The organism is Paracerasibacillus soli (assembly GCF_042432965.1).
In the GTDB taxonomy this organism is placed as follows: Bacteria; Bacillota; Bacilli; order Bacillales; family Amphibacillaceae; genus Paracerasibacillus; species Paracerasibacillus soli.
Genome location: NZ_JBHLWL010000067.1, coordinates 1 through 20410, shown reverse-complemented (window position 1 = coordinate 20410; position 20410 = coordinate 1). Strand labels below are relative to the sequence as shown.

The window sequence follows — 20410 nt, the reverse complement described above, 5'->3', positions numbered from 1 at the left end:
AAGCGGTAAAGATGAATGGAGGGGAAATTATGTTGACAAACAGAGAAATAAAGTGGGATGTAGAAACAGATGTTGTTGTAGTTGGTAGTGGTGGTGCAGCACTAACATCCGCAATACTTGCACATGATCAAGGTGCAAAAGTAATTGTTATTGAAAAGGCTGATCAAATCGGTGGTACAACAGCATTCTCCGGAGGGATTCCTTGGATTCCAATGAACCGCTATATGAAAGAAATAGGAATTGAGGATTCAAAAGAAGAAGCTAAAACATATTTAAATCATTTAATGATGGGGAAAGAACCAGACCCAGCACTAATTGATGTATATATTGAACAAGGTTCTAAAATGATTGATTACCTACATGAAAATACACCTGTACGCTTTAAGGTACCGCGTTTCTATGGTGACTATTATGCAAATATTCCTGGTGGTAAAAATGAAGGACGTTCATTAGACCCACTTCCATTTGAATTAAGTGAAGTTGGGGAATGGGCTGATCATATTCGACGCCATCCAATTTTTCCACCGCTAACACTTGAAGAAGGTGGAGCAGGTGATCCAACGAAAGCTGATTTTAACTTAATCGCTGAACGTATGGGTAATAATATTACAACAATGGGCCGTGCGCTTATTGGTGGATTGCTAAAAGCTTGTTTAGACCGTGGAATTGAAATTAGAACAGAAACTCCAGGTCGTGAACTTGTGAAAAATGATAAAGGTGAAGTAGTAGGTATCCGCGCAGAACATGACGGTGCTGATGTTTACTTTGCTGCTCGTAAAGGTGTTATGATTGCAACTGGTGGATTCGAATGGAATAAACAATTAGTTCGTTCTTTCCTAAAAGGTGAAGTAACACACCCAATGTCACCTCCTGGTAATGAAGGTGATGGATTAATCATGGCAATGGAAGCCGGTGCTGCACTTGCAAACATGGGTGAGGCATGGTGGTCACCAGCAATGGTTGACCCAACAATTGAGTATCAAGGCCATGTATTTAACCAAACAGGAAGTGGACGTGGACTTGCTCACTCCATTATCGTAAACAAACATGGTAAACGTTTTGTTAATGAAGGTGCTACGTATATGGATATGCCGAAATCATTCTATACATTTGATACAGTAACACAATCATTACCAAACGAAGCACCTGTATGGTTAATTTTTGATAAAACATTAAAAGATGAAAAATTAATCTTAACATTAGCACCAGGCGAAGATGCACCAGAATGGGTGCCACAAGCTGAAACAATTCGTGAATTAGCCGAAAAAATTGGTGTGGACCCGGACGGTTTAGAAGCAACTGTAGCACGCTTCAATAAAAACGCAGAAAATCTTGAAGACCCTGACTTCCACCGTGGTACATTATTCTTTGAAAAAATGCTTGGTGGCTTTAAAGGTCCAGAAGCAAATATTGGACCGGTTGAAACTGCTCCATTTTATGCACTACCATTATATAGCGGTGCATTAGGAACAAATGGCGGACCACGTATTAATGAAAATGGACAAGTTATAAGTTCACATGGGAATGTTATACCTGGTTTGTATGCTGCAGGAAATGCTGCAATGGGAGTTTTAGGACCAGCATATCCAGGTGCAGGTGGTACAATTGGGCCAGCTCTAACATTCGGTTATTTAGCAGGTCAGTCTCTTGGTAAAGAAGCAGATAGAGAAGTTAGTACTGAAGAAAAAGTAGTACTATAAAAATAATAATGGTGGTATTTCAACTTGGATATAATAATGAAGTTGAAATACCCTTCTAACAATATATTTTTAATTAAATGAGGGGGAATTTACAATGCCAGCAGGAACACATGAAATGGTATTAGACTTACCAATTAATCGTATTTGGGATTTTGTAAGTGATATGGACAAGTGGGCTCCACTCGTACCAGGTTATATTGAACATGAGATTATTAATGATAAAAGATCTACTTGGAAATTTAAAGGTGACATTGGTATTATGCAAAAAACAGTTCACCTTCAAATTGACATTAAAGACTGGATTGAACCAACTACTGTAACATTTGACCTTAAAGGTATTAGTGATAACTTTGCAGGTGATGGTTACTTCGAGGCAGAAGCAATCTCTGATACACAAACAAAAATGACTGGTAACCTTGATATCACTGCAAAAGGTATGATGGGACCAATGATTAATGCTGTTCTTAAAACATTCGTTCCAAAAACTGCACAAGAGCTAACAGAAGCAGTTGGTAACAAAATTATCGAAGTTGAAACAGCTAAAGCTTAAAATATAAGAAAAAACCTATTCCTTGTTTACAGGGAGTAGGTTTTTTACTATTTATTCCATGTCTTTTAATACAAGATGAGTCATACCATCTTGTTGCTTTACTTTTCCTTCTTTCATTAATTTGCCAAGCGCTCGTTTAAATGCAGACTTACTAATTTGAAATGTAGCGCGAATTTCTTCCGGATCACTGCGGTCTGTAAACGGGATTTTTCCACCATGGTTTTGTAAATGTTCCAATATGATATCAGCGTCTTCCAGCATACTATGTTGTTTTAATGGTCGTAAAGAAATATTTATTGTACCATCTTCTTTTACATCAATCACCCTACCATCAATTTGTTCTCCCAACCGAGGTTCGTCCTTTCTTTCCGTATGATGGACAAAACCGCGGTAATCCTCATCTGTAATAATGGCAGAACCTTCCCTACTTGTATGGTACACCCAACCTTTTACATGTTGATTTAAATAATCATTCGGGGCCCATTCCCTTATTTGTTCTATGACACCTTCTGTTGCTGGTACACCTAAAAGACGGTTTCTTTTGTCAGTAGTTAGTGTAATATACAAATGATCCTCTTCTTGTGGCCATACATGTTCATATAGCGGAAGGGTGTCTTTAGAAACAAGTACTTCAGTAGTTGTTTCAAATGACACGAACACCCCTAAGTTAGGTATTACCTTTTGGACTGTGGCCCACCCATATGTATTTTTAGTAGCCTTTGGCAAAACGGTTGTCCCGCAAAGATTCCCTTTTTTATCTTGATAAACAAAAACGGTAACTTCCTCATCTACGTTTAGTTCTACTGTTACTTCATTGTGGTGCAATAATACCTCTTGCGAATCCTTTTCCAATACGTAACCAGTATCAATTTTTCGATTGACTTTCATAGGGTAAATTAAACCTGCTTCTATCATGATATCCTCCTCTATTTTCGAGCCATTTAAATAATATGGCTATCTTCATCCACACGTGAAAAGTAATATGACCATTATAGCATGAAATAGTTAAAAACAAATGATTCCTATAAGCGTAACATTGGGAAATGAGTGAAATTGACGGGAAATAAGTAAATAAATGATCTATAGTGATAGGAAATTTGGGTGAACAATAATTTGCAAATCATCCACCAGGTATGGAAGTTTTTTGCTATTTTTTCGTGTTTTTACTATTAAATAGCGTAAGAAACTTAAAAACTTTGTAACTAAAATGTAAATATATAGTAAACTTGTCCCATAGTAAATGAAATATTGCTATGTTAAACTGGAACAATAGGAGGTGACATCATGATCTATGAAATCAAAATTGGTTTACGTGATGTTAGTTCATCAGTTTGGCGTAAAATCGAATTAGATAGTAATGCGACATTTCATGAACTTTATGAAATACTACAAATTGCTTTTGATTGGAAAAGTCACCATCAAATGCGTAGTTTCCTTGTTTATAGAACGGGTGGTAATCGAATTAAAAATGTAGAGATAACACCTAAACATAAGGTTGGAAAGAAGAAAAAGGAGATTCTCCACCACTCTTTTATTAAATATGATGAAAAAGATGTAAAGTTATCGGACTGGTTAAAGACAATAAAAGATCGTGTTATATATGTAGACGATGCAGAAAATGGTATAGAGTATGAAATTGTTCTAGAAAAGATTATCAGGCCGGAAAAAGGTGTGCTTTATCCCATTTGCACGAGTGTAAAAAATATAGAATCGAAGTATACTAATTTTACTGATATTTCAGCATATGAGTCGAAATGCCTAGTTAAAATTATTAATGAAAGAATAGCAACCGAGCTAACATATTTGGTTGGTGAGGTAAAGGATAATAGTGCATGGTACTGGAAACAACTTTTTATAAAAGCAAAAGAACTACATGCGTCAGCACCATGGAAAGGTTTACACGAGCGACAAGTATTTAGTGTAAATGATCAGCATACAGGTGATACACTGTATGTTTCTGTTCTTGGATCAGAGCAGGACATTTTTGGTCTTCTCGTATTTTTAGAGGAAAAATGTATTGAAGACGCAATAGATAAAATAAAGAATATCGAGCAAAATGTAGATAGAATCATGGAGCAAAGGAGTTTACTTCTTTCATATGAAAGTCGTATCGACTTATTAAAAGAGGATTATGAGCTTATTAAACTATATGATATTCCATTTCGTGGAAAAAAGGCTTGGCCGCAGTTCAAAAGTATTAGTCCGGGGCAGACACCACGCCAATTAGATGAAATTGAGGCGAAAATGATGCTAGGTGTTATGGCGCAATTAAAGGACATGCGTAATGGATTACATACAGGAATTGAAATAGCAAATCAAGACGCGGATATAGAAAGTGCTTATCGCTTTTCAACTAGCTAATTAGATAATCAATATCCTTTCTATGTTGCTTGGAGGGTAATAAATTCTAAATATATGTTCCTGTTCATTACTATAAAAATATGTAAAAAGTTAAAAAGCTACCCACTTTTTAGAGGGGTAGCTTTTTTGGTGGTTTGAAAGATTTTATTACGTAATGGACAAAACAATTGAAAATGATATTCATTATCAATTAGAATATAAATAACATCATAGTTTCTAGAATAGATGGCAACGGAGGAAGAGGAATGGGAAGGTACCTTATGTTATACGCAAGTACTACTGGAAATACAGAGTTGATGGCTGAGGCAATGATTTCGTTTCTTAAAGATAGGGGACAAGAAGTTATTGTCAAAACATTCGACTTTGACCCTATATCGGTTGAGGAAATTCTAGATTATCATGCAGTATTAATTGGAACATATACCTGGGATGATGGAAGTCTTCCTTATGAAGTAGAAGACTTTTACGAAGAACTTGAAGATGTGGATATTCGATCGCAAACATTTGCAGTCTTTGGATCAGGTGATACATTTTATGAATTTTTCGGTGGAGCGGTTGATTTGTTTTACGAACGAATTCATGAATTAGGAGGGAGACTTTTACCGTTCAAGTTAAAAGTAGATTTAGAACCGAAAGATGAAGACGTGAGAAGATGTGAAGACTTTGTGGATAAACTCTTACAATTTTGCTCGAATGAATAAGTCATATAATCAGGTACAAGCTCCATTATACTAGTCAGTAGGGAAAGTATGAACTCCCCCCTTGATTGTAGTTTACTATATCATCTCATGGATAAAGTGATCCATATAGATTAATATTACGATGTATTTCCATTACTTGGATAAGAATTGTCTTCATTCAAGTAATGGTTTTTTGTTTTTGAAAAGTAAACTGTATGCATATCATTTGTTGTGATTCTATCGCAGGTAGGGCTTGAAATACAACAATTATTTAGAATATATTCCTTATTATCCTTTTATTTATAGATTCATTTTTGTACTTAAAGATACGCTTTAATGAACCGATATATCTAATATAAGCTAATACGCTGAAAATCTATTACTATGTAAAACTCTATAACCTTCTTATAGGTAAAAAGAACTAAGGCAGAATAGGAATTTAGCATCAAATCTCATGATCTGTTTGCAACAATAGTAGTAATATTTGGAGGAGAATTATGGATAAAACATCGATTATAGGAATCATACTTGGACTTATTGCAGTTGGGGTAGGAATGGTGTTAAAGGGTGCAGATTTGGCTGCATTAGTTAATCCTGCGGCAATACTTATTATATTTGTCGGAACGGCAGCGTCGATTATGATTTCCTTCCCTATGAATACAATTAAGCGAATACCGACCTTTTTGAAAATCATATTTACAGATAAAAAGAGTCAGGACCTAAAAGAGGTCATTATATTATTTGTAAAACTTGCGGAAACTTCAAGAAAAGAAGGGTTGTTAGCATTAGAAAAGGAATTAAAGGAAGTGAATGATCCATTTCTTGCATCTGGACTACAACTTGTAATTGATGGTCATTCAACAGATTTTATTCGAGAAGTGATGGATGAAAAAGTCTATGCTATGGAGAGGCGTCATGAAGAGGGAGCTTTAGTCTTTTCACAAGCAGGGACATATGCACCAACATTAGGTGTGCTAGGTGCTGTTATTGGATTGATTGCGGCATTGAAGGATCTAAATGATATGGCAACATTAGGCCATGCTATTTCAGCTGCTTTTATCGCGACTTTATTCGGGATATTTACTGGATATGTTCTTTGGCATCCATTTGCAAGTAAATTAAAAGAGAAGTCAAAGAAGGAAATCCAAGTGAAAGAAGTGATGATTGAAGGAATTCTATCACTTACGAATGGAGAGTCTCCGCTAATTATTAAAGATAAATTAAGTGCTTATCTTTCTTCAAAAGAAATTGTGGCATTACAGGAGGAAATTCAAACAGATGAGAAAGCAGAGGCAACGTCATAAAGAATCCGAAATGGACGAATCATGGTTACTACCTTATTCTGATTTATTAACACTATTATTAGCACTATTTATTGTATTGTTTGCGATGAGTGAAGTTGATACGCAAAAGTATAAGGAATTATCGCAAGTGTTTAAGAGTGAATTTTCCAGTGGTGGTGGAGGAATTTTGGAACAGCAAAAGCCTGGTCATGATTCAGGTGGATTACGTGCTCCAAAAACAGAGGCTAAAGAGACAAGAGATGAAGCAAACGATAAAACTGAAAATAGTGGTGCTCTTGAATTAGAAAGACTTCAAGATGTACAAAAAGATATTAATGAATATATTCATGCCAATAAACTTGACGGTAAAATAGGCACAAGATTAACAGATGAAGGCCTCTATATTACCATCCAAAATGGTATTACGTTTACTCCTGGTAGTTCGCAAGTGAACGCGAAAGGGAAGAAAATGGCCAAGGAAATATCAAGATTTCTTGAAACGGACCCGCCACACCAAATTATTGTCGCTGGTCATACGGATGATACACCTATCAGTGCTTCAGGTTATAAATCAAACTGGGAACTTAGTGTGTCGCGTGCATTAAACTTTATGAAACTATTATTAGAAAATAGTAAACTTGCACCACAAAATTTTAGTGCAAAAGGATACGGTGAATTTCAGCCTCTAGAGCCAAATACATCGGTTGAAAATAAACAGAAAAATAGACGTGTAGAAGTTTTAATCGTACCAAACTATAAAATTACTGTGAAAGATAAGAACTAGCTTATTTGATCCGAAGCTGACTGGCTGGACGTCCCTACATCATTATCATTGTGGGGATCAACTGCCCAGTAAAGCTACATAGTTTGATTTAATTGTGTAAAAATAGATCATCTTATCATCATAGCCTTAAGGAAATAAATAGAATAAAATAGAAATAGAATCCATATAGGGAGCAATGTCCTTTATATGGATTTTTTTATGATTATATATTTTTATTTCGAACATCACACTTACGTCCCTTCGTCGATTTTAGGCATGAAGGAAACGTATCTTCTAAGATACAAAAAATGGAGATTCTAAGCAAATAATCAGAAAATATAAAATAAGCGGTTGATAAAAAGATAGATTTTAGTATAATAAGGGTAGGCTTCTACACATTTTTATTTATATATCAATGTATGATAGCGTTTGCACATACATAGAAGTCAAAATTATGAAACGAGGGGGAACAAAATGGGGAAAAAAAGATTACTAGGTTTATTCGCAGTTCTAATAGGAATTGTATTGTTAACGGCTTGTGGTGGTGGTAAAAAGGGGATTGCCATTGGACCAGCAGCAAGTGAAACGAATTCAGTTACAAAACAAATCTTGAAGGCATACGGCGTTGAAGATGGAGACTATACAGCATTCCAGGAAGGTTTTGGTGATGCAGCTGATCAGGTGCAAGATGGCAATATTGACATTTCATTTGGTATTTTAGGTTTGCCCGCAGGTAGTATTGAAAACCTACATGCTTCAGCCGGTGATGTGATGATGCTAGAACTTTCAGATGATGCAATTGCGTATATGGAGGAAAATACGGGATATCGTCGTCATACTATTCCTGCAGATACGTATGATTTTCTAGAAAACGATATTGAAACTGTTACGGCATATGCTATTTTAATGGCAAATACGAATACAATTAGTGAAGAACTGGGTTATCAATTAGCAAAGTTGATGGTTGAAAACTCAGATGAAATTACACATAACCAAGGAAAACAGATGACGCTAGAAAATGCATTAAACGGGGCAGAAGACTTACCAATTCATCCAGGTGCTGCGCGCTATTATGAGGAACAAGGACTATCATTTGACAATCCAATCGCAGAATTAAATGTTTCAGATGACAAATCTGAATTAATATTAGGTACAGGAAGTTCTGGTGGAACATATTATCCACTTGGTGGAGAAATGGCGAACGTTTGGAATAACCATATTGATAGTATTAGTGTAACAAACCAGGAAACGGGTGCGTCTATTGAAAATATGGCTTCTATCCGTGATGATAAAATGGATTTAGGTATGAGTGTACATGTTCCAGCACTAGACGCAATTAATGGTGAAGGTGAGTTCTCAGAAGGTGCAGTTGAAAACGCTGCCTTTATTGGACATATCTATCCAGAAGTTGTGCAAATTATTACACGTGAAAGTACAGGTATTAAAAGTCTAGATGAATTGAAAAAGTAATTTCTACATTAAGGGAAGAGATGATTTTTTCATCTCTTCCATACTTATAAAAGGGTGGTGGTCGGATGAGTAAAACGCAACATGAACAGCAAATTGATGCTCAAACGATATTGGAAAAGTATGACCGTGAAAGTCAATTTAGAACGAAGATTGGTCAATGGAAATGGGTTGTTTCCTTTCTAGGAATCTCTTTAACAGTTTTCCATTTATATACAGCATATTTTGGGACTTTGCCATCACAAAAACAAGGTGCAATTCATTTAGGTACAGCGCTAGGGATTATCTTTTTACTTTTCCCGGCTAAAAAAGGGCTGCATCGCATTCAAAAATCAGTTCCTTGGTATGACGTCATACTTGCGTTTACCGCGATGTATGTGACCTATCACAAAGTTATCTTCTTTGATGAATTATTAAGAGGTCGTGTAGTAGGGTATGAGACAATAGATATTGGTATATCCATTATTGGTATTTTATTAGTCTTAGAAGCAACACGCCGAACAGTGGGGGTACCAATCATTGTAGTGGCAAGTGTTGCAATTTTATATGCAATTTTTGGTGATCATGTACCGACAAAGATTTTATCCCATCCTGGCTTCTCCATTGATCGACTTGCACCGAACTTGTGGTTTCAGGAAAGCGGTGTGTTTGGAACACCAATTCAAATTTCGTCGAAGTTCATTTTCCTTTTTTTATTTTTTGGTGTTATTTTAGTCCATACAAACATTGGAAAGTTCTTTAATGATCTGGCATTTGCCCTGACAGGCCGATTTACTGGTGGAACTGCAAAAGCGGCGGTTGCGGCAAGTGCTTTACAAGGTATGGTTTCTGGAAGTTCAGTAGGAAATACAGTTGCCTCCGGATCATTTACTATTCCGATGATGAAAAAGTCGGGATTCAAGCCAGAATTTGCTGCAGCAACAGAGGCATCTGCTTCTACAGGTGGACAAATCATGCCACCACTTATGGGCGCGGCTGCATTTATTATGATGGAGTATTTAAATGTCCCGTTTTCAACGATTATGTTAGCAGCAGCTATTCCGGCAGTTTTATATTTTACGGGGATTTTTATTGGTACACACTTTGAGGCAAAAAAATTAGGAATTGTCGGGTTACCAAAAGCTGAATTACCTCGTCTAAAGGATTTAATGATGAAGTACGGATATATGCTTTTACCGCTTGTGGTGATAATTGGTACGATTATGTCTGGATTTACACCCCAACGAGCTGCTCTAATGGGGATCGTATCCGCATATCTAGTCAGTCTAGTTCGAAAGGAAACAAGACTATCTTTTAAAAAGACATTATACGTGTTAGAAGAAGGTGCACGTGTTGCACTTCCTGTAATAGCAGCTGTTGCTACAGCAGGAATTATCGCTGGAGTTGTTAGTATAACAGGATTAGGCTCTAAATTTGCAGCAGGAATTATTGCACTTTCTGGTGGAATTTTGCCATTAGCTTTAGTGCTTACAATGATTGCCTGTCTTATTCTTGGAATGGGCTTACCTACAACAGCCAACTATGTTGTAACAGCAACGATTGCAGCACCTGCATTAATTAATACGTTCGCAGTAGAACCAATTGCGGTTCATATGTTTGTGTTTTACTTTGGAATTGTAGCAGACATTACGCCTCCTGTTTGTTTAGCAGCATATGCGGGAGCGGGGATTGCACGAGCCAATCCTTTTAAAACAGGTGTGTTGGCTGTAAAGTTAGCTATTGCGGCATTTGTAATTCCATATATATTTATTGCGGATCCAATATTATTATTAGTTGATGTGACACCAGTTGCATTAATCGTATCAGTCGGAACTGCTCTTCTTGGAATGACAGGAGTAAGTAGTGCAATGATCGGTTACTTTACGACAAATTCTTATATGTGGGAACGAATGGCACTGTTTATCGGTGGATTGTTGATGATTGATCCTGGCATGATTACGAACATTGTTGGGCTCGCTATTATGGCAGTTATCTGGTTTATCCAAAGGCAAAGAAAAGGTGGCGAAGGGGATAAAACGGGAAGAACAGAAGTAGTAGCTGGGGCATAAATAATGGGTTGATGGATGCTGAAAATTAAATACGGTATGAAAGATGGCTGTCTCTCATAAGAGGCAGCTTTTTTAAATAGATTAACGAGGAAGTTGAGGCATTGCCCACGGAAAGCAACGATCTGCAGCGGAAAACATCGCTTTATAAGAAAAAATAGCAGGTATAAAACGGCACTATACAAAATACTGGCGTAGTGTTTTTCTGGAACGATATTAGTGAGGCAAGTTTTCACGACTGAACAGTTTAGGTCAATTGTGATAAAGACAATGATAATTCGTAGTTTTGTTTAACTGGAAAATAAAGAGGTACTAGAGCGAATCTTAAAGTATGTAGTTAATACTTACATCATTGTACACTAAATTGACATCATATATTATTTTGTATATGATAAATCCACTATGATAAAAGAAACGAAACAACAAAAAGTATATCGCGTTTTAAAAGCACGTATTATTGAACATGTTTACGCTCCAGGACAACGAATTGTCATTGATCAAATTGCGAATGAATTACAAACAAGTGCAATTCCCGTTCGCGAAGCAATTCGCCAGTTAGAGGCAGAACGATTGATTTTTTACAAGCGAAATATTGGCCCTGTTGTAGCCGAAGTAAATGAAACAGATTACTCTGACACATTGCGAATCCTAGCAGTTTTAGAAAGTCACGCAACAGCATTAAGTGCCAAAAATTTTCCGAAAGAAAAAATAGCGCTTTTAAAAGATCAAAATAAAAGCATGAAGGAGGCTTTAGAAACATTTGATATGATGCAGTTTAGTGCATTGAATGCAACATTCCACCGTACGATTTGCGAAGCGTGTGATAATCGCTATTTGCTAGAATTAATCGAATCTACATGGAATCGCATGGATGCAATACGTGGTGCTGGTTCAACCTTATATTCTAAAAGGGTAAAGGAATCGATAAATGAACATGAGCAAATTATTGATTTATTAGAAAAGGGGGATGATCTCTTAACTTTGGAATTGCTCACACGTAAGCACAAACTACGGACTGCCGAAGACTTTGAGAGAAGAAGATTAAAAAATAATAACGTAACAAAGGGCTAGCATAAATATGAATGTAGTGAAATCATATTTATGCTAGCTTTTTTCAAAAAAAAGAGATTGACAATATATATCAAATCATATATGATTTATTTAATTCAGAAAATTGATACCAGTTAAAAGGAGGAGTTTCATTGCAGTATAAAGAAATAAGTAGGCGATTACGTGGTTCCGTTGCTCCGGTCATTACACCATTTAACGAGGATGAAAGTATTGATTTTGAAAAGTTTGCGGAATTAATTAATTGGCAGATTGATAGTGGAAGTCATGGTATTTCTGTTACAGGCACATCGGGGGAACCGAGTTCGATGACAGTAGAGGAACGTGAGCAGGTCATGGAATATGCTTGTAAAATAGTAAACGGAAGAGTCCCTTTTATTCCTGGAACAGGATCCGTCAATCATCAAGAAACACTTCGACTAACAAAAGTAGCTGAAGAAATGGGAGCAGATGGTGCACTCGTCATTGTCCCATACTACAATAAACCTAACCAACATGCGTTATACAAACACTTCAAAGCAGTAGCAGACTCTGTTACAATACCACTCATTTTATATAACATCCCTGGAAGAACAGCTGTAAACCTACACGCTGACACAATTGCACAACTTCATGAAGATTGCCCAAATATTATCGGTGTAAAAGAATCAAATAAAGATTTTGAACATGTTAATAAAGTACTTTTAAAGTGTGGCCGTGATTTTAATTTATACTCTGGCATTGAAGTATTATGTTATCCAATGTTAGCGATTGGTGGAGCGGGACACATAAGCGCGACGTCCAATGTAGCACCAAAGGAAGTTGCACAACTATACAACTTATGGGAAGCCGGCGATGTGAAAGGCGCGCAAGATTTGCACTATCATATGCTTGAATTGAATGATGTGCTTTTTCGTGATACAAATCCAGCACCGGCAAAAGCAGCGTTAGCAATGTTAGGAAAAATTAAACCTGTGCTACGAAAACCACTAGATATCCCATCAAAAGAAATACAACAAGAAATTAGGGAAACATTAATTTCTTATAACATGTTAGCGTCAGACTCACATTCTTTGTCAAATTAATCGTGTCATTGTATTGTGGAAAATCCATCTAATTGCTTTATCTGGATGATGAATAAAGGGGTAGGTAAATGAAGCATGAACAAATAGATGATGTAAAGCTTTTTATGAACGGAAAATTTGTTGAATCTGAGCGTAATGCATATTTTGAAAATATCAATCCATTTACTAACGAGGTCATAAATTATGTAGCCAAAGGAAATGAACTTGATATTGAAAACGCGGTCCAAGCAGCGGAGGAAGCTTTTACGAAAGGGCCATGGGGAAAGATGAAGCTAAAAGAGCGGATGGCTTACATTGAAAAGATTGCTACACTTATCGATGAAAACCAGGAAGAAATTGCGGTTTTAGAATCATTGGATTCAGGACTCCCGATTAAACAAACGCGTAATATGATTTCACGTGCAGCTGAAAACTTCCGCTTTTATTCCCGCATGGTTCAAACAAAAATGCATGGGGATGCGTATCAAGTTGACTGCGAATTTTTAAACTACACGGTTTACCAACCACTTGGCGCGGTTGGACTGATTACTCCGTGGAATGCACCTTTTATGTTAACGACTTGGAAAGTAGCGCCTGCCTTGGCTAGTGGTAACACGGTTATATTAAAACCTGCTGAACTTTCTCCACTATCTGCAAATAAATTAGCGGAAATTATTCAGCAGGCAAAACTTCCAAATGGTGTATTTAACGTAGTACACGGCTATGGCGAGGAAGCTGGGGCCTCACTAGTTCAAAACGAAAAAGTGAAAGCGATTTCATTTACAGGAGAAACGGTGACAGGCAAGACAATTATAAAAAATGCAGCTGATTCATTAAAGAAAACGTCAATGGAACTTGGAGGGAAATCACCACTTATTATATTTGATGATGCAGATTTTGAGCGGGCATTAGATGCTGCTGTATGGGGGATTTTCTCTTTTAATGGGGAGAGATGTACTGCAAATTCAAGAGTTTTTGTTCATAAAAATATAAAACAGCGATTTATTAATGCGTTAAAAAGACGGGTCGACCATATTGTACTTGGGGATCCAATGGACATGAAAACCGAAATTGGCCCGTTAATCAATCGCGAACATTATAAAAAAGTTATGGAATATATTCATCTTGCCAAAGAAGAAGGGTGCGAAGTTTATCAAGGGAACATACCCAAACATTTAACGAAAGGTAATTTTGTTCCCCCAACATTGCTGTTGCATGCAAAAAATGAGATGCAAGCTAGTCAAGAAGAAATCTTTGGCCCCGTTATGTCCGTTATAACATTTTCTGAGGAAGAAGAAGTCATTCAAATGGCAAATGACACGCAATATGGTCTTGCTGGTTATGTATGGACAAATGATTTAAAGCGTGGGCACCGTGTTGCACAAGCGGTTGATTCGGGAATGATCTGGATAAATGCCCAAAATGTGCGTGATCTACGGATTCCTTTCGGAGGTATGAAAGCAAGTGGGATTGGTCGTGAGGGAGGGCAACATGCCATTTTAGAATTTTATACGGAACCAAAGGCAATCCATGTTTCGCTTGGAAATCATCCTATACCACAGTTTGGAAAACCAAATCATAAAGGGGGAAAATAATATGACAGCCAAAACAGGTGCGGAATATATTAAAAGATTAAAGGAAGCAAATAACAACGTCTATATTCATGGTGAGCGTGTAGAAGATGTGACAGAGCATGCCGCCTTTAAAAATGTTATCCAATCAATGGCACATCTATATGATTTACAGTATGAGAAAAAAGAAAAGATGTTGTATACATCTCCAAAAACAGGTGACTTAGTTGGGGTGACCTTTTTACATCCAACGTCTATCGAAGATTTAATAAAACGACGTGAAGCGATAACTGAATGGGCAAAGACATCTGGAGGTATGATGGGGCGTTCACCTGACTATTTAAATGCAGAAGTGATGGCAATGGGTATGAACAATAGTATTTTTGCTGAAGACGATCAAATGTATGCGGATAATGCACGAAATTATTATGAGTATGCACGCGAAAATGATATTAGTTTAACCCATACATTAATACATCCACAAGTAAATCGGGCAAAGATGCAACATGAACAAAAAGATGCGAATGTTGCCTTACATTTAGTTGAAAAACGTGAAGATGGGATAGTTGTTGATGGTATACGCCTACTTGCAACCCAAGGAGGAATAACAGATGAAATTTTAGTGTTTCCTTCTACAGTAAAACGTGCTGGAGAAAAAGATGATCCATATTCCCTAGCCTTCGCAATTCCAAATAATACACCAGGTCTACGTTTTATTAGTAGAGAATCATTTGACTATGGGAAACATCAATGGGATCATCCACTAAGTTCTCGTTTTGAAGAGGGCGATGCGATTGTATCTTTCGATCATGTATTTGTGCCGTGGGAACGTGTTTTTGTCTGTGGAGATTCTTCTATTTGTAATCGCACATTTCATGAAACAAATGCAGTTGTCCATATGTCCCACCAAGTTGTTGCAAAAAATATTGTGAAAACCGAATTTGTTCTAGGTGTTGCATTAAGCATGATGGATGCGATTGGAATTGATCAATTTCAACATGTGCAAGATAAAGGAACCGAGATTATGCTGACATTGGAAACAATGCGGTCACATTTATATCGGGCGGAACATAATGCAAAATTAGACAAATCAGGAACGATGACACCAGATTTTGTGGCACTTGACGCGGCACGAAATTGGTATCCGCGTATTTATCCTCGTTTAACTGAAATTATTCGCATATTAGGAGCATCAGGATTAATGGGAATACCGACTGAAGCTGACTTTAATCATGCAGAAATTGGACCAATTATTCACCGTGGTTTACAAGGAAAAAATTTAGCAGGGTATGAACGTGTCCAATTATTCCGCTTAGCATGGGATATGACATTAAGTGCCTTTGGCTCGAGACAAACACATTATGAATATTACTTTTTTGGCGATCCAATTCGTATGGGAATGACCTATTTTTCAAACTATGAAAAAGATACATTTAAAAACTATATTACTGACTTTTTAAAAGGGAGTAGTAGTTTGCAAGTGTAAATTATTCTGTTAAAGAAGAAAGAGACAAGGAGAAGGTTGAAGGGACTCTTGTTGTGAAGTAATTTTACCGAACCTCATTTAATATTTATAAAAATATGAAAAGAAATAGGTGAACGTAAGATGGATTTTAATATTATCCGCTGTGCGCGAGCTATTTTACATGTGAAAGATTTAGATGTTTCCCGTCAGTTTTATGTGGATGCCTTAGGTTTTGTCGAAACAGAAAGTGACGAAGAAACGATATATTTACGTGGTTTAGAAGAGCGAACCCACCATAGTCTCATGTTAAAAAAAGCGGCATCACCTGCAGTAGAAGTATTAAGTTACAAAGTGGCAACGGAGCGTGATTTAGAACAGTTGGCAAGCTTATTCACTGAAAAGGGCACCGAAATACAGTGGTTAGATAAAGGAACACAATATGCATTAGGGAGAGCTTTCCGTGTGCAAGATATTGCAGGTTTGCCAATTGAGTTTTTTGTAGAAATGAATGAAGTAGAACGGTTATTACAACGGTATGATTTGTATAAAGGTGCACGTGTTCAGCGTATCGATCATTTTAATTGTATGGTTGCGGATGTAGAGGAAACGTATCATTTTTATCGCAAATCATTACATTTTTCTTGCTCTGAATATACAGATACAAAAGAAGGGAATATTTGGGCTGCTTGGCTACATCGCAAACAAACAGTCCACGATGTTGCTTTTATGAATGGATTAGGGCCTCGCTTGCATCATGTTGGATTTCATTTACCTGATCCACTAGCCATTATTCATGCATGTGATGTGTTAGCATCCATGGGCTATGGAGAAAGCATTGAACGTGGACCTGGCAGGCATGGACTATCCAATGCGTTTTTCTTATATTTACGAGATCCAGATGGTCATCGGATTGAACTATATCATGGGGATTATTTAACGAGTGATTCCGATTTATCGCCAATTCGTTGGGATATTAACGATCCAATGCGGCAGACGTTTTGGGGGCATACTGCACCAGATAGTTGGTTCCAAGAAGCTTCAGATGTTCTCGACATTCATACGAAGGAGATTGTTGGTCAGCAGAAAGGAAAATTAAAACAGCATAAGCCGACATTTATGATATAGAAATGTAAGGTGTGTGAAGTTTCTTGTAAAGAGAGGGGATGGATAGATGGATGATCAACGGTTTCGAAAGGCGATGGGGAAGTTTGCTACTGGTGTAACAATTGTGACGACTAAAACTGGAGAGGATATTCATGGCATGACTGCAAATGCATTTATGTCTGTTTCATTAAATCCAAAGTTAGTTCTCATCTCCATTGATGAGGATGCGAATATGAACCGTTATATTCAAGATGAGAAAAGATTTGCAGTAAGCATCCTCCATGAGAAGCAAAAATATTTATCCGCCTACTTTGCAGGTCAAGTAAAAGAGCGAAAGACAATTGCATTTGCTAATTTTTTGGAGATGCCTGTGATAAAAGAGGCGTTAGTCACCTTAGTATGTGATGTAGCGGATACGATTGTAGCTGGGGACCATACATTATTTCTAGGTAAGGTACAAGATTTGGCAATAAATGATGGTTTACCATTGACCTTTTTTGATGGTGATTACCAACAATTTGCAACAGATATCAAACTAGATGGATAACATATATGTTGATTTGATCATGTAAAGTCTTCTGGCAAGTAAATATTATGCTTCTTAAACATAAGGGAGAACGGAGGGTTTTTATGACGCAAGAACTAGAAAAGGCAAAATCGATGACAGATGATGTATTTCAAACAATTGCGAACCATGAGCAAGTAGTATTTTGTAATGATACGGCAACTGGACTGCAAGCAATTATTGCAATTCACGATACGACACTTGGTCCAGCCCTAGGTGGTACGCGTATGTATCCATATGCAAGTGTAACGGAGGCACTTCAAGATGTACTGCGATTGGCCGAGGGAATGACATACAAATGCGCTGCAGCTGACCTTGATTTTGGCGGGGGAAAGGCGGTTATTATTGGAGATCCAGCAAAGGATAAAAGTGCTGCTTTATTTCGTGCCTATGGTCAATTTGTAGATTCGCTAAATGGTAGATTTTACACAGGGACAGATATGGGAACGACGATGGACGACTTTGTGCAAGCGACAAGGGAGACGAATTATATTAATGGATTACCAGAGGCCTATGGGGGAGGTGGTGATTCATCTATTCCAACTTCACAAGGTGTAATGTATGGCTTAAAAGCAACTAATTATTATCTGTACGGTGATACAGAGCTGAAGAATCGAACATTTGCAATTCAAGGATTAGGAAAAGTTGGTTATAAGGTAGCCGAGCAATTATTACATGCTGGAGCTCGTCTTTATGTAACGGACCTTGATGAAGGTGCATTACAAAATATTGCAAAGCGTGCACAAGAACTTCATGGTGAGATTCGTATCGTAAATCATCAGGAAATCTATCAGACAGATGCAGATGTTTTTGTGCCATGTGCAATGGGAAGTGTCATCAATGATGAGACAGTGAAACACTTATCTGTAAAGGCTGTTGTTGGTTCAGCAAATAATCAACTTGCTACAAACGGACACGCAAAAATTTTACAAGATAAAGGGATTTTATATGCGCCAGATTATATCGTGAATATGGGAGGACTTATCCAAGTTGCTGATGAATTGTACGGACCAAATAAAGACCGGGTAATGTTCAAAACAAAAACAATCTATCAAGCATTACTAGATATTTATCGTGAGGCAGAATTAGATGCAATTACAACTGTAGAGGCAGCAAATCGAATGTGTGAAGCTAGATTGGCTGAGCAAAAAGAGAGAAATAGTTTTTATGCACGGACACGACGTCCAAAATGGGATATTAAAGAATAGTAGAAGGGGATAGAATATTGCAAGCTAGATTTATAAACCAAATACAAAATGAGTCCATTCTAGTAAATGATCAAGGTTTAATTAAAAGAGGAAGGACACTGTATAAGGAAAGGGAATGTATATGGCAAGCTCCTATAGATGGAACTGTGTATGGTACGATGTTTAATTATAAAGAAGATCTGCAAAAAGTGCGAGATGAATTTCAAAAGGAACCATATAAAGCCCTGCCGAGACATCCTGTATTATATATGAAACCGAAAAATACGTACAATAGTCATCTTCAAGCAATTTTCTTACCAAATAAAGTGCCGGCCATACAAATAAATAGTGCATTAGGAATTGTAATTGGGAAAACTGCCGTAAATATAAGGGAAGAAGCAGCACTGAACTATATAATGGGTTACACCATTGTACATGATGTGACAATACCACATGATAGTTTTTTTAGACCTGCCATAAAAGAAAATGCGCGTGATGGTTTCTGTCCGATTGGGCCTTGGATTGCACCCAAAAATGTAATCCAAGATGTACAGCATCTCAAAATAAGTACGTATATTAACAATGAAAAAGTACTTGATAAAAACACAAAAAATTTCGTTCGTTCTGTTCCAAGGTTATTGACCGAAGTGACCGCCTTTATGACATTACATCAAGGGGACGTCCTGTTAGCAGGTGTTCCTTTATTTGGACCAAAAGCAAAGGCCGGTGATATTGTGAGAACGGAGATTGAACATATAGGTACGTTGGAAAATATTGTTGTAGAAGAAAACGGAGGTGCTTCTTTGTGAAACAGGGACGTGTTGCGTGCTATGGTGCGCTTCATGATGTCATGCTAATAAATGATAAAATACAGCTCGCCGATGGAAGAATTGTAGCAGAAAAGGATGTTGTGTGGTTGCCTCCCATAGAAGCAAATACTGTTTTCGTACTTGGTCTTAATTATGCGGACCATGCAAGTGAAATTAGCTTTTCTCCGCCAAAAGAACCGCTAGTATTTTTAAAAGGACCAAATACATTGATAGGACATAATGCATATACACGAAGGCCAGACGATGCGCAATTTATGCATTATGAATGTGAACTTGCTGTAGTTATCGGGAAAACAGCACGAACAGTAAATCTCGAAGAGGCGTATGATTATGTGAAGGGATATACAGTTGCAAACGATTATGTCATTCGTGATTATTTGGAAAACTATTATCGCCCAAATTTAATGGCAAAAAACAGAGATACTTTAACGCCAATTGGACCTTGGTTTGTACCAAAGGAAGATGTGCAAGATCCGATGAATCTAAAATTACGTACATATGTAAACGGTAATTTAACACAAGAAGGTACAACAAAAGATATGGTGTTTGACATTCCCTATTTAATAGCCTATTTAAGTAGTTTTATGACATTAAATGAAAATGATATCATTTTAACGGGTACTCCAAAGGGAACGGTTCATGTTTATGAAGGAGATGAAGTTATTACGGAAGTTGAGGGGATAGGTTCATTAAGAAGCACGATTAAATCCGATACATTTTTTGCAAGA

Annotated in this window: 18 protein-coding genes; 17 read left to right on the top strand and 1 reads right to left on the bottom strand. The window is 37.1% G+C overall.

Features of this window, described 5'->3' with window-relative positions; genetic code table 11:
* The first annotated feature begins 29 nt into the window (after window positions 1–29).
* The gene (locus ACFFIS_RS16950; RefSeq protein ID WP_320379674.1) at window positions 30–1700 is read left to right on the top strand and encodes an FAD-binding protein; all 1671 of its coding nucleotides are present in this window, start codon (window positions 30–32) and stop codon (window positions 1698–1700) included.
* A gap of 94 nt (window positions 1701–1794) precedes the next feature.
* Window positions 1795–2250 carry an SRPBCC family protein gene (locus tag ACFFIS_RS16945; RefSeq protein ID WP_320379673.1) on the top strand — a complete coding sequence of 152 codons (456 nt, stop codon included), beginning with the start codon at window positions 1795–1797 and terminating at the stop codon, window positions 2248–2250.
* A 51-nt stretch (window positions 2251–2301) separates the two neighbouring features.
* Here the strand turns inward: ACFFIS_RS16945 and ACFFIS_RS16940 are convergent, their stop codons facing one another.
* Complete coding sequence (locus tag ACFFIS_RS16940) at window positions 2302–3165, bottom strand: CvfB family protein (protein WP_320379672.1); 864 nt, start codon at window positions 3163–3165, stop codon at window positions 2302–2304.
* Window positions 3166–3534: 369 nt separating this feature from the next.
* Here ACFFIS_RS16940 and ACFFIS_RS16935 point away from each other — a divergent pair, with 369 nt between their 5' ends.
* The 15 genes from ACFFIS_RS16935 to ACFFIS_RS16865 all read left to right on the top strand — a co-directional run.
* A complete protein-coding gene (locus ACFFIS_RS16935; RefSeq protein ID WP_320379671.1) occupies window positions 3535–4611 on the top strand; it encodes a plasmid pRiA4b ORF-3 family protein in 1077 nt (358 codons plus the stop codon).
* A gap of 245 nt (window positions 4612–4856) precedes the next feature.
* The gene (locus ACFFIS_RS16930) at window positions 4857–5312 is read left to right on the top strand and encodes a flavodoxin domain-containing protein (RefSeq protein WP_320379670.1); all 456 of its coding nucleotides are present in this window, start codon (window positions 4857–4859) and stop codon (window positions 5310–5312) included.
* Between the two features lie 476 nt (window positions 5313–5788).
* Window positions 5789–6595: a flagellar motor stator protein MotA gene (gene motA / locus ACFFIS_RS16925; protein ID WP_390188474.1), complete on the top strand. Its 807-nt coding sequence runs from the start codon at window positions 5789–5791 to the stop codon at window positions 6593–6595.
* On the top strand, window positions 6570–7358 hold the full coding sequence (locus ACFFIS_RS16920; RefSeq protein ID WP_390188473.1) for a flagellar motor protein MotB: 789 nt from the start codon (window positions 6570–6572) through the stop codon (window positions 7356–7358). The genes motA and ACFFIS_RS16920 overlap by 26 nt, the downstream gene beginning before the upstream one ends.
* A 453-nt stretch (window positions 7359–7811) precedes the next feature.
* On the top strand, window positions 7812–8807 hold the full coding sequence (locus ACFFIS_RS16915; RefSeq protein ID WP_390188472.1) for a TAXI family TRAP transporter solute-binding subunit: 996 nt from the start codon (window positions 7812–7814) through the stop codon (window positions 8805–8807).
* 65 nt (window positions 8808–8872) lie between these two features.
* Window positions 8873–10852, top strand: a complete 1980-nt coding sequence (locus ACFFIS_RS16910) for a TRAP transporter permease (protein WP_390188471.1) — start codon at window positions 8873–8875, stop codon at window positions 10850–10852.
* A gap of 399 nt (window positions 10853–11251) precedes the next feature.
* A complete protein-coding gene (locus tag ACFFIS_RS16905; protein ID WP_390188470.1) occupies window positions 11252–11920 on the top strand; it encodes a GntR family transcriptional regulator in 669 nt (222 codons plus the stop codon).
* Window positions 11921–12051: 131 nt separating this feature from the next.
* On the top strand, window positions 12052–12981 hold the full coding sequence (gene hpaI / locus ACFFIS_RS16900; protein ID WP_320379662.1) for a 2,4-dihydroxyhept-2-ene-1,7-dioic acid aldolase: 930 nt from the start codon (window positions 12052–12054) through the stop codon (window positions 12979–12981).
* 68 nt (window positions 12982–13049) lie between these two features.
* Window positions 13050–14555 (top strand): 5-carboxymethyl-2-hydroxymuconate semialdehyde dehydrogenase, encoded by a 1506-nt coding sequence (hpaE, locus tag ACFFIS_RS16895; RefSeq protein ID WP_390188469.1) that lies wholly within the window; start codon window positions 13050–13052, stop codon window positions 14553–14555.
* 1 nt (window position 14556) lies between these two features.
* Window positions 14557–16017, top strand: a complete 1461-nt coding sequence (gene hpaB, locus ACFFIS_RS16890) for a 4-hydroxyphenylacetate 3-monooxygenase, oxygenase component (protein ID WP_390188468.1) — start codon at window positions 14557–14559, stop codon at window positions 16015–16017.
* A 120-nt stretch (window positions 16018–16137) separates the two neighbouring features.
* Complete coding sequence (gene hpaD / locus ACFFIS_RS16885) at window positions 16138–17121, top strand: 3,4-dihydroxyphenylacetate 2,3-dioxygenase (RefSeq protein WP_390188467.1); 984 nt, start codon at window positions 16138–16140, stop codon at window positions 17119–17121.
* A gap of 46 nt (window positions 17122–17167) precedes the next feature.
* A complete protein-coding gene (locus ACFFIS_RS16880) occupies window positions 17168–17647 on the top strand; it encodes a flavin reductase family protein (RefSeq protein ID WP_320379661.1) in 480 nt (159 codons plus the stop codon).
* 83 nt (window positions 17648–17730) lie between these two features.
* Window positions 17731–18873 carry a Leu/Phe/Val dehydrogenase gene (locus ACFFIS_RS16875; RefSeq protein ID WP_390188466.1) on the top strand — a complete coding sequence of 381 codons (1143 nt, stop codon included), beginning with the start codon at window positions 17731–17733 and terminating at the stop codon, window positions 18871–18873.
* A gap of 17 nt (window positions 18874–18890) precedes the next feature.
* Window positions 18891–19661: a fumarylacetoacetate hydrolase family protein gene (locus ACFFIS_RS16870; RefSeq protein WP_390188465.1), complete on the top strand. Its 771-nt coding sequence runs from the start codon at window positions 18891–18893 to the stop codon at window positions 19659–19661.
* Window positions 19658–20410: fumarylacetoacetate hydrolase family protein (locus ACFFIS_RS16865; protein ID WP_390188464.1), on the top strand; the 753-nt coding region annotated here is incomplete at its 3' end. The genes ACFFIS_RS16870 and ACFFIS_RS16865, both read left to right, overlap by 4 nt.

Excerpts from the sequence above, each read along its gene's own strand:
- ACFFIS_RS16880 (WP_320379661.1), top strand. The coding sequence starts at position 17,168 with ATGGATGATCAACGGTTTCGAAAGGCGATGGGGAAGTTTGCTACTGGT.
- ACFFIS_RS16910 (WP_390188471.1), top strand. The coding sequence starts at position 8,873 with ATGAGTAAAACGCAACATGAACAGCAAATTGATGCTCAAACGATATTG.
- ACFFIS_RS16935 (WP_320379671.1), top strand. The coding sequence starts at position 3,535 with ATGATCTATGAAATCAAAATTGGTTTACGTGATGTTAGTTCATCAGTT.
- ACFFIS_RS16905 (WP_390188470.1), top strand. The coding sequence starts at position 11,252 with ATGATAAAAGAAACGAAACAACAAAAAGTATATCGCGTTTTAAAAGCA.
- ACFFIS_RS16945 (WP_320379673.1), top strand. The coding sequence starts at position 1,795 with ATGCCAGCAGGAACACATGAAATGGTATTAGACTTACCAATTAATCGT.
- hpaB (WP_390188468.1), top strand. The coding sequence starts at position 14,557 with ATGACAGCCAAAACAGGTGCGGAATATATTAAAAGATTAAAGGAAGCA.
- ACFFIS_RS16940 (WP_320379672.1), bottom strand. The coding sequence starts at position 3,165 with ATGATAGAAGCAGGTTTAATTTACCCTATGAAAGTCAATCGAAAAATT.
- ACFFIS_RS16915 (WP_390188472.1), top strand. The coding sequence starts at position 7,812 with ATGGGGAAAAAAAGATTACTAGGTTTATTCGCAGTTCTAATAGGAATT.
- ACFFIS_RS16930 (WP_320379670.1), top strand. The coding sequence starts at position 4,857 with ATGGGAAGGTACCTTATGTTATACGCAAGTACTACTGGAAATACAGAG.
- ACFFIS_RS16875 (WP_390188466.1), top strand. The coding sequence starts at position 17,731 with ATGACGCAAGAACTAGAAAAGGCAAAATCGATGACAGATGATGTATTT.
- hpaE (WP_390188469.1), top strand. The coding sequence starts at position 13,050 with ATGAAGCATGAACAAATAGATGATGTAAAGCTTTTTATGAACGGAAAA.
- hpaD (WP_390188467.1), top strand. The coding sequence starts at position 16,138 with ATGGATTTTAATATTATCCGCTGTGCGCGAGCTATTTTACATGTGAAA.
- ACFFIS_RS16920 (WP_390188473.1), top strand. The coding sequence starts at position 6,570 with ATGAGAAAGCAGAGGCAACGTCATAAAGAATCCGAAATGGACGAATCA.
- ACFFIS_RS16950 (WP_320379674.1), top strand. The coding sequence starts at position 30 with ATGTTGACAAACAGAGAAATAAAGTGGGATGTAGAAACAGATGTTGTT.
- motA (WP_390188474.1), top strand. The coding sequence starts at position 5,789 with ATGGATAAAACATCGATTATAGGAATCATACTTGGACTTATTGCAGTT.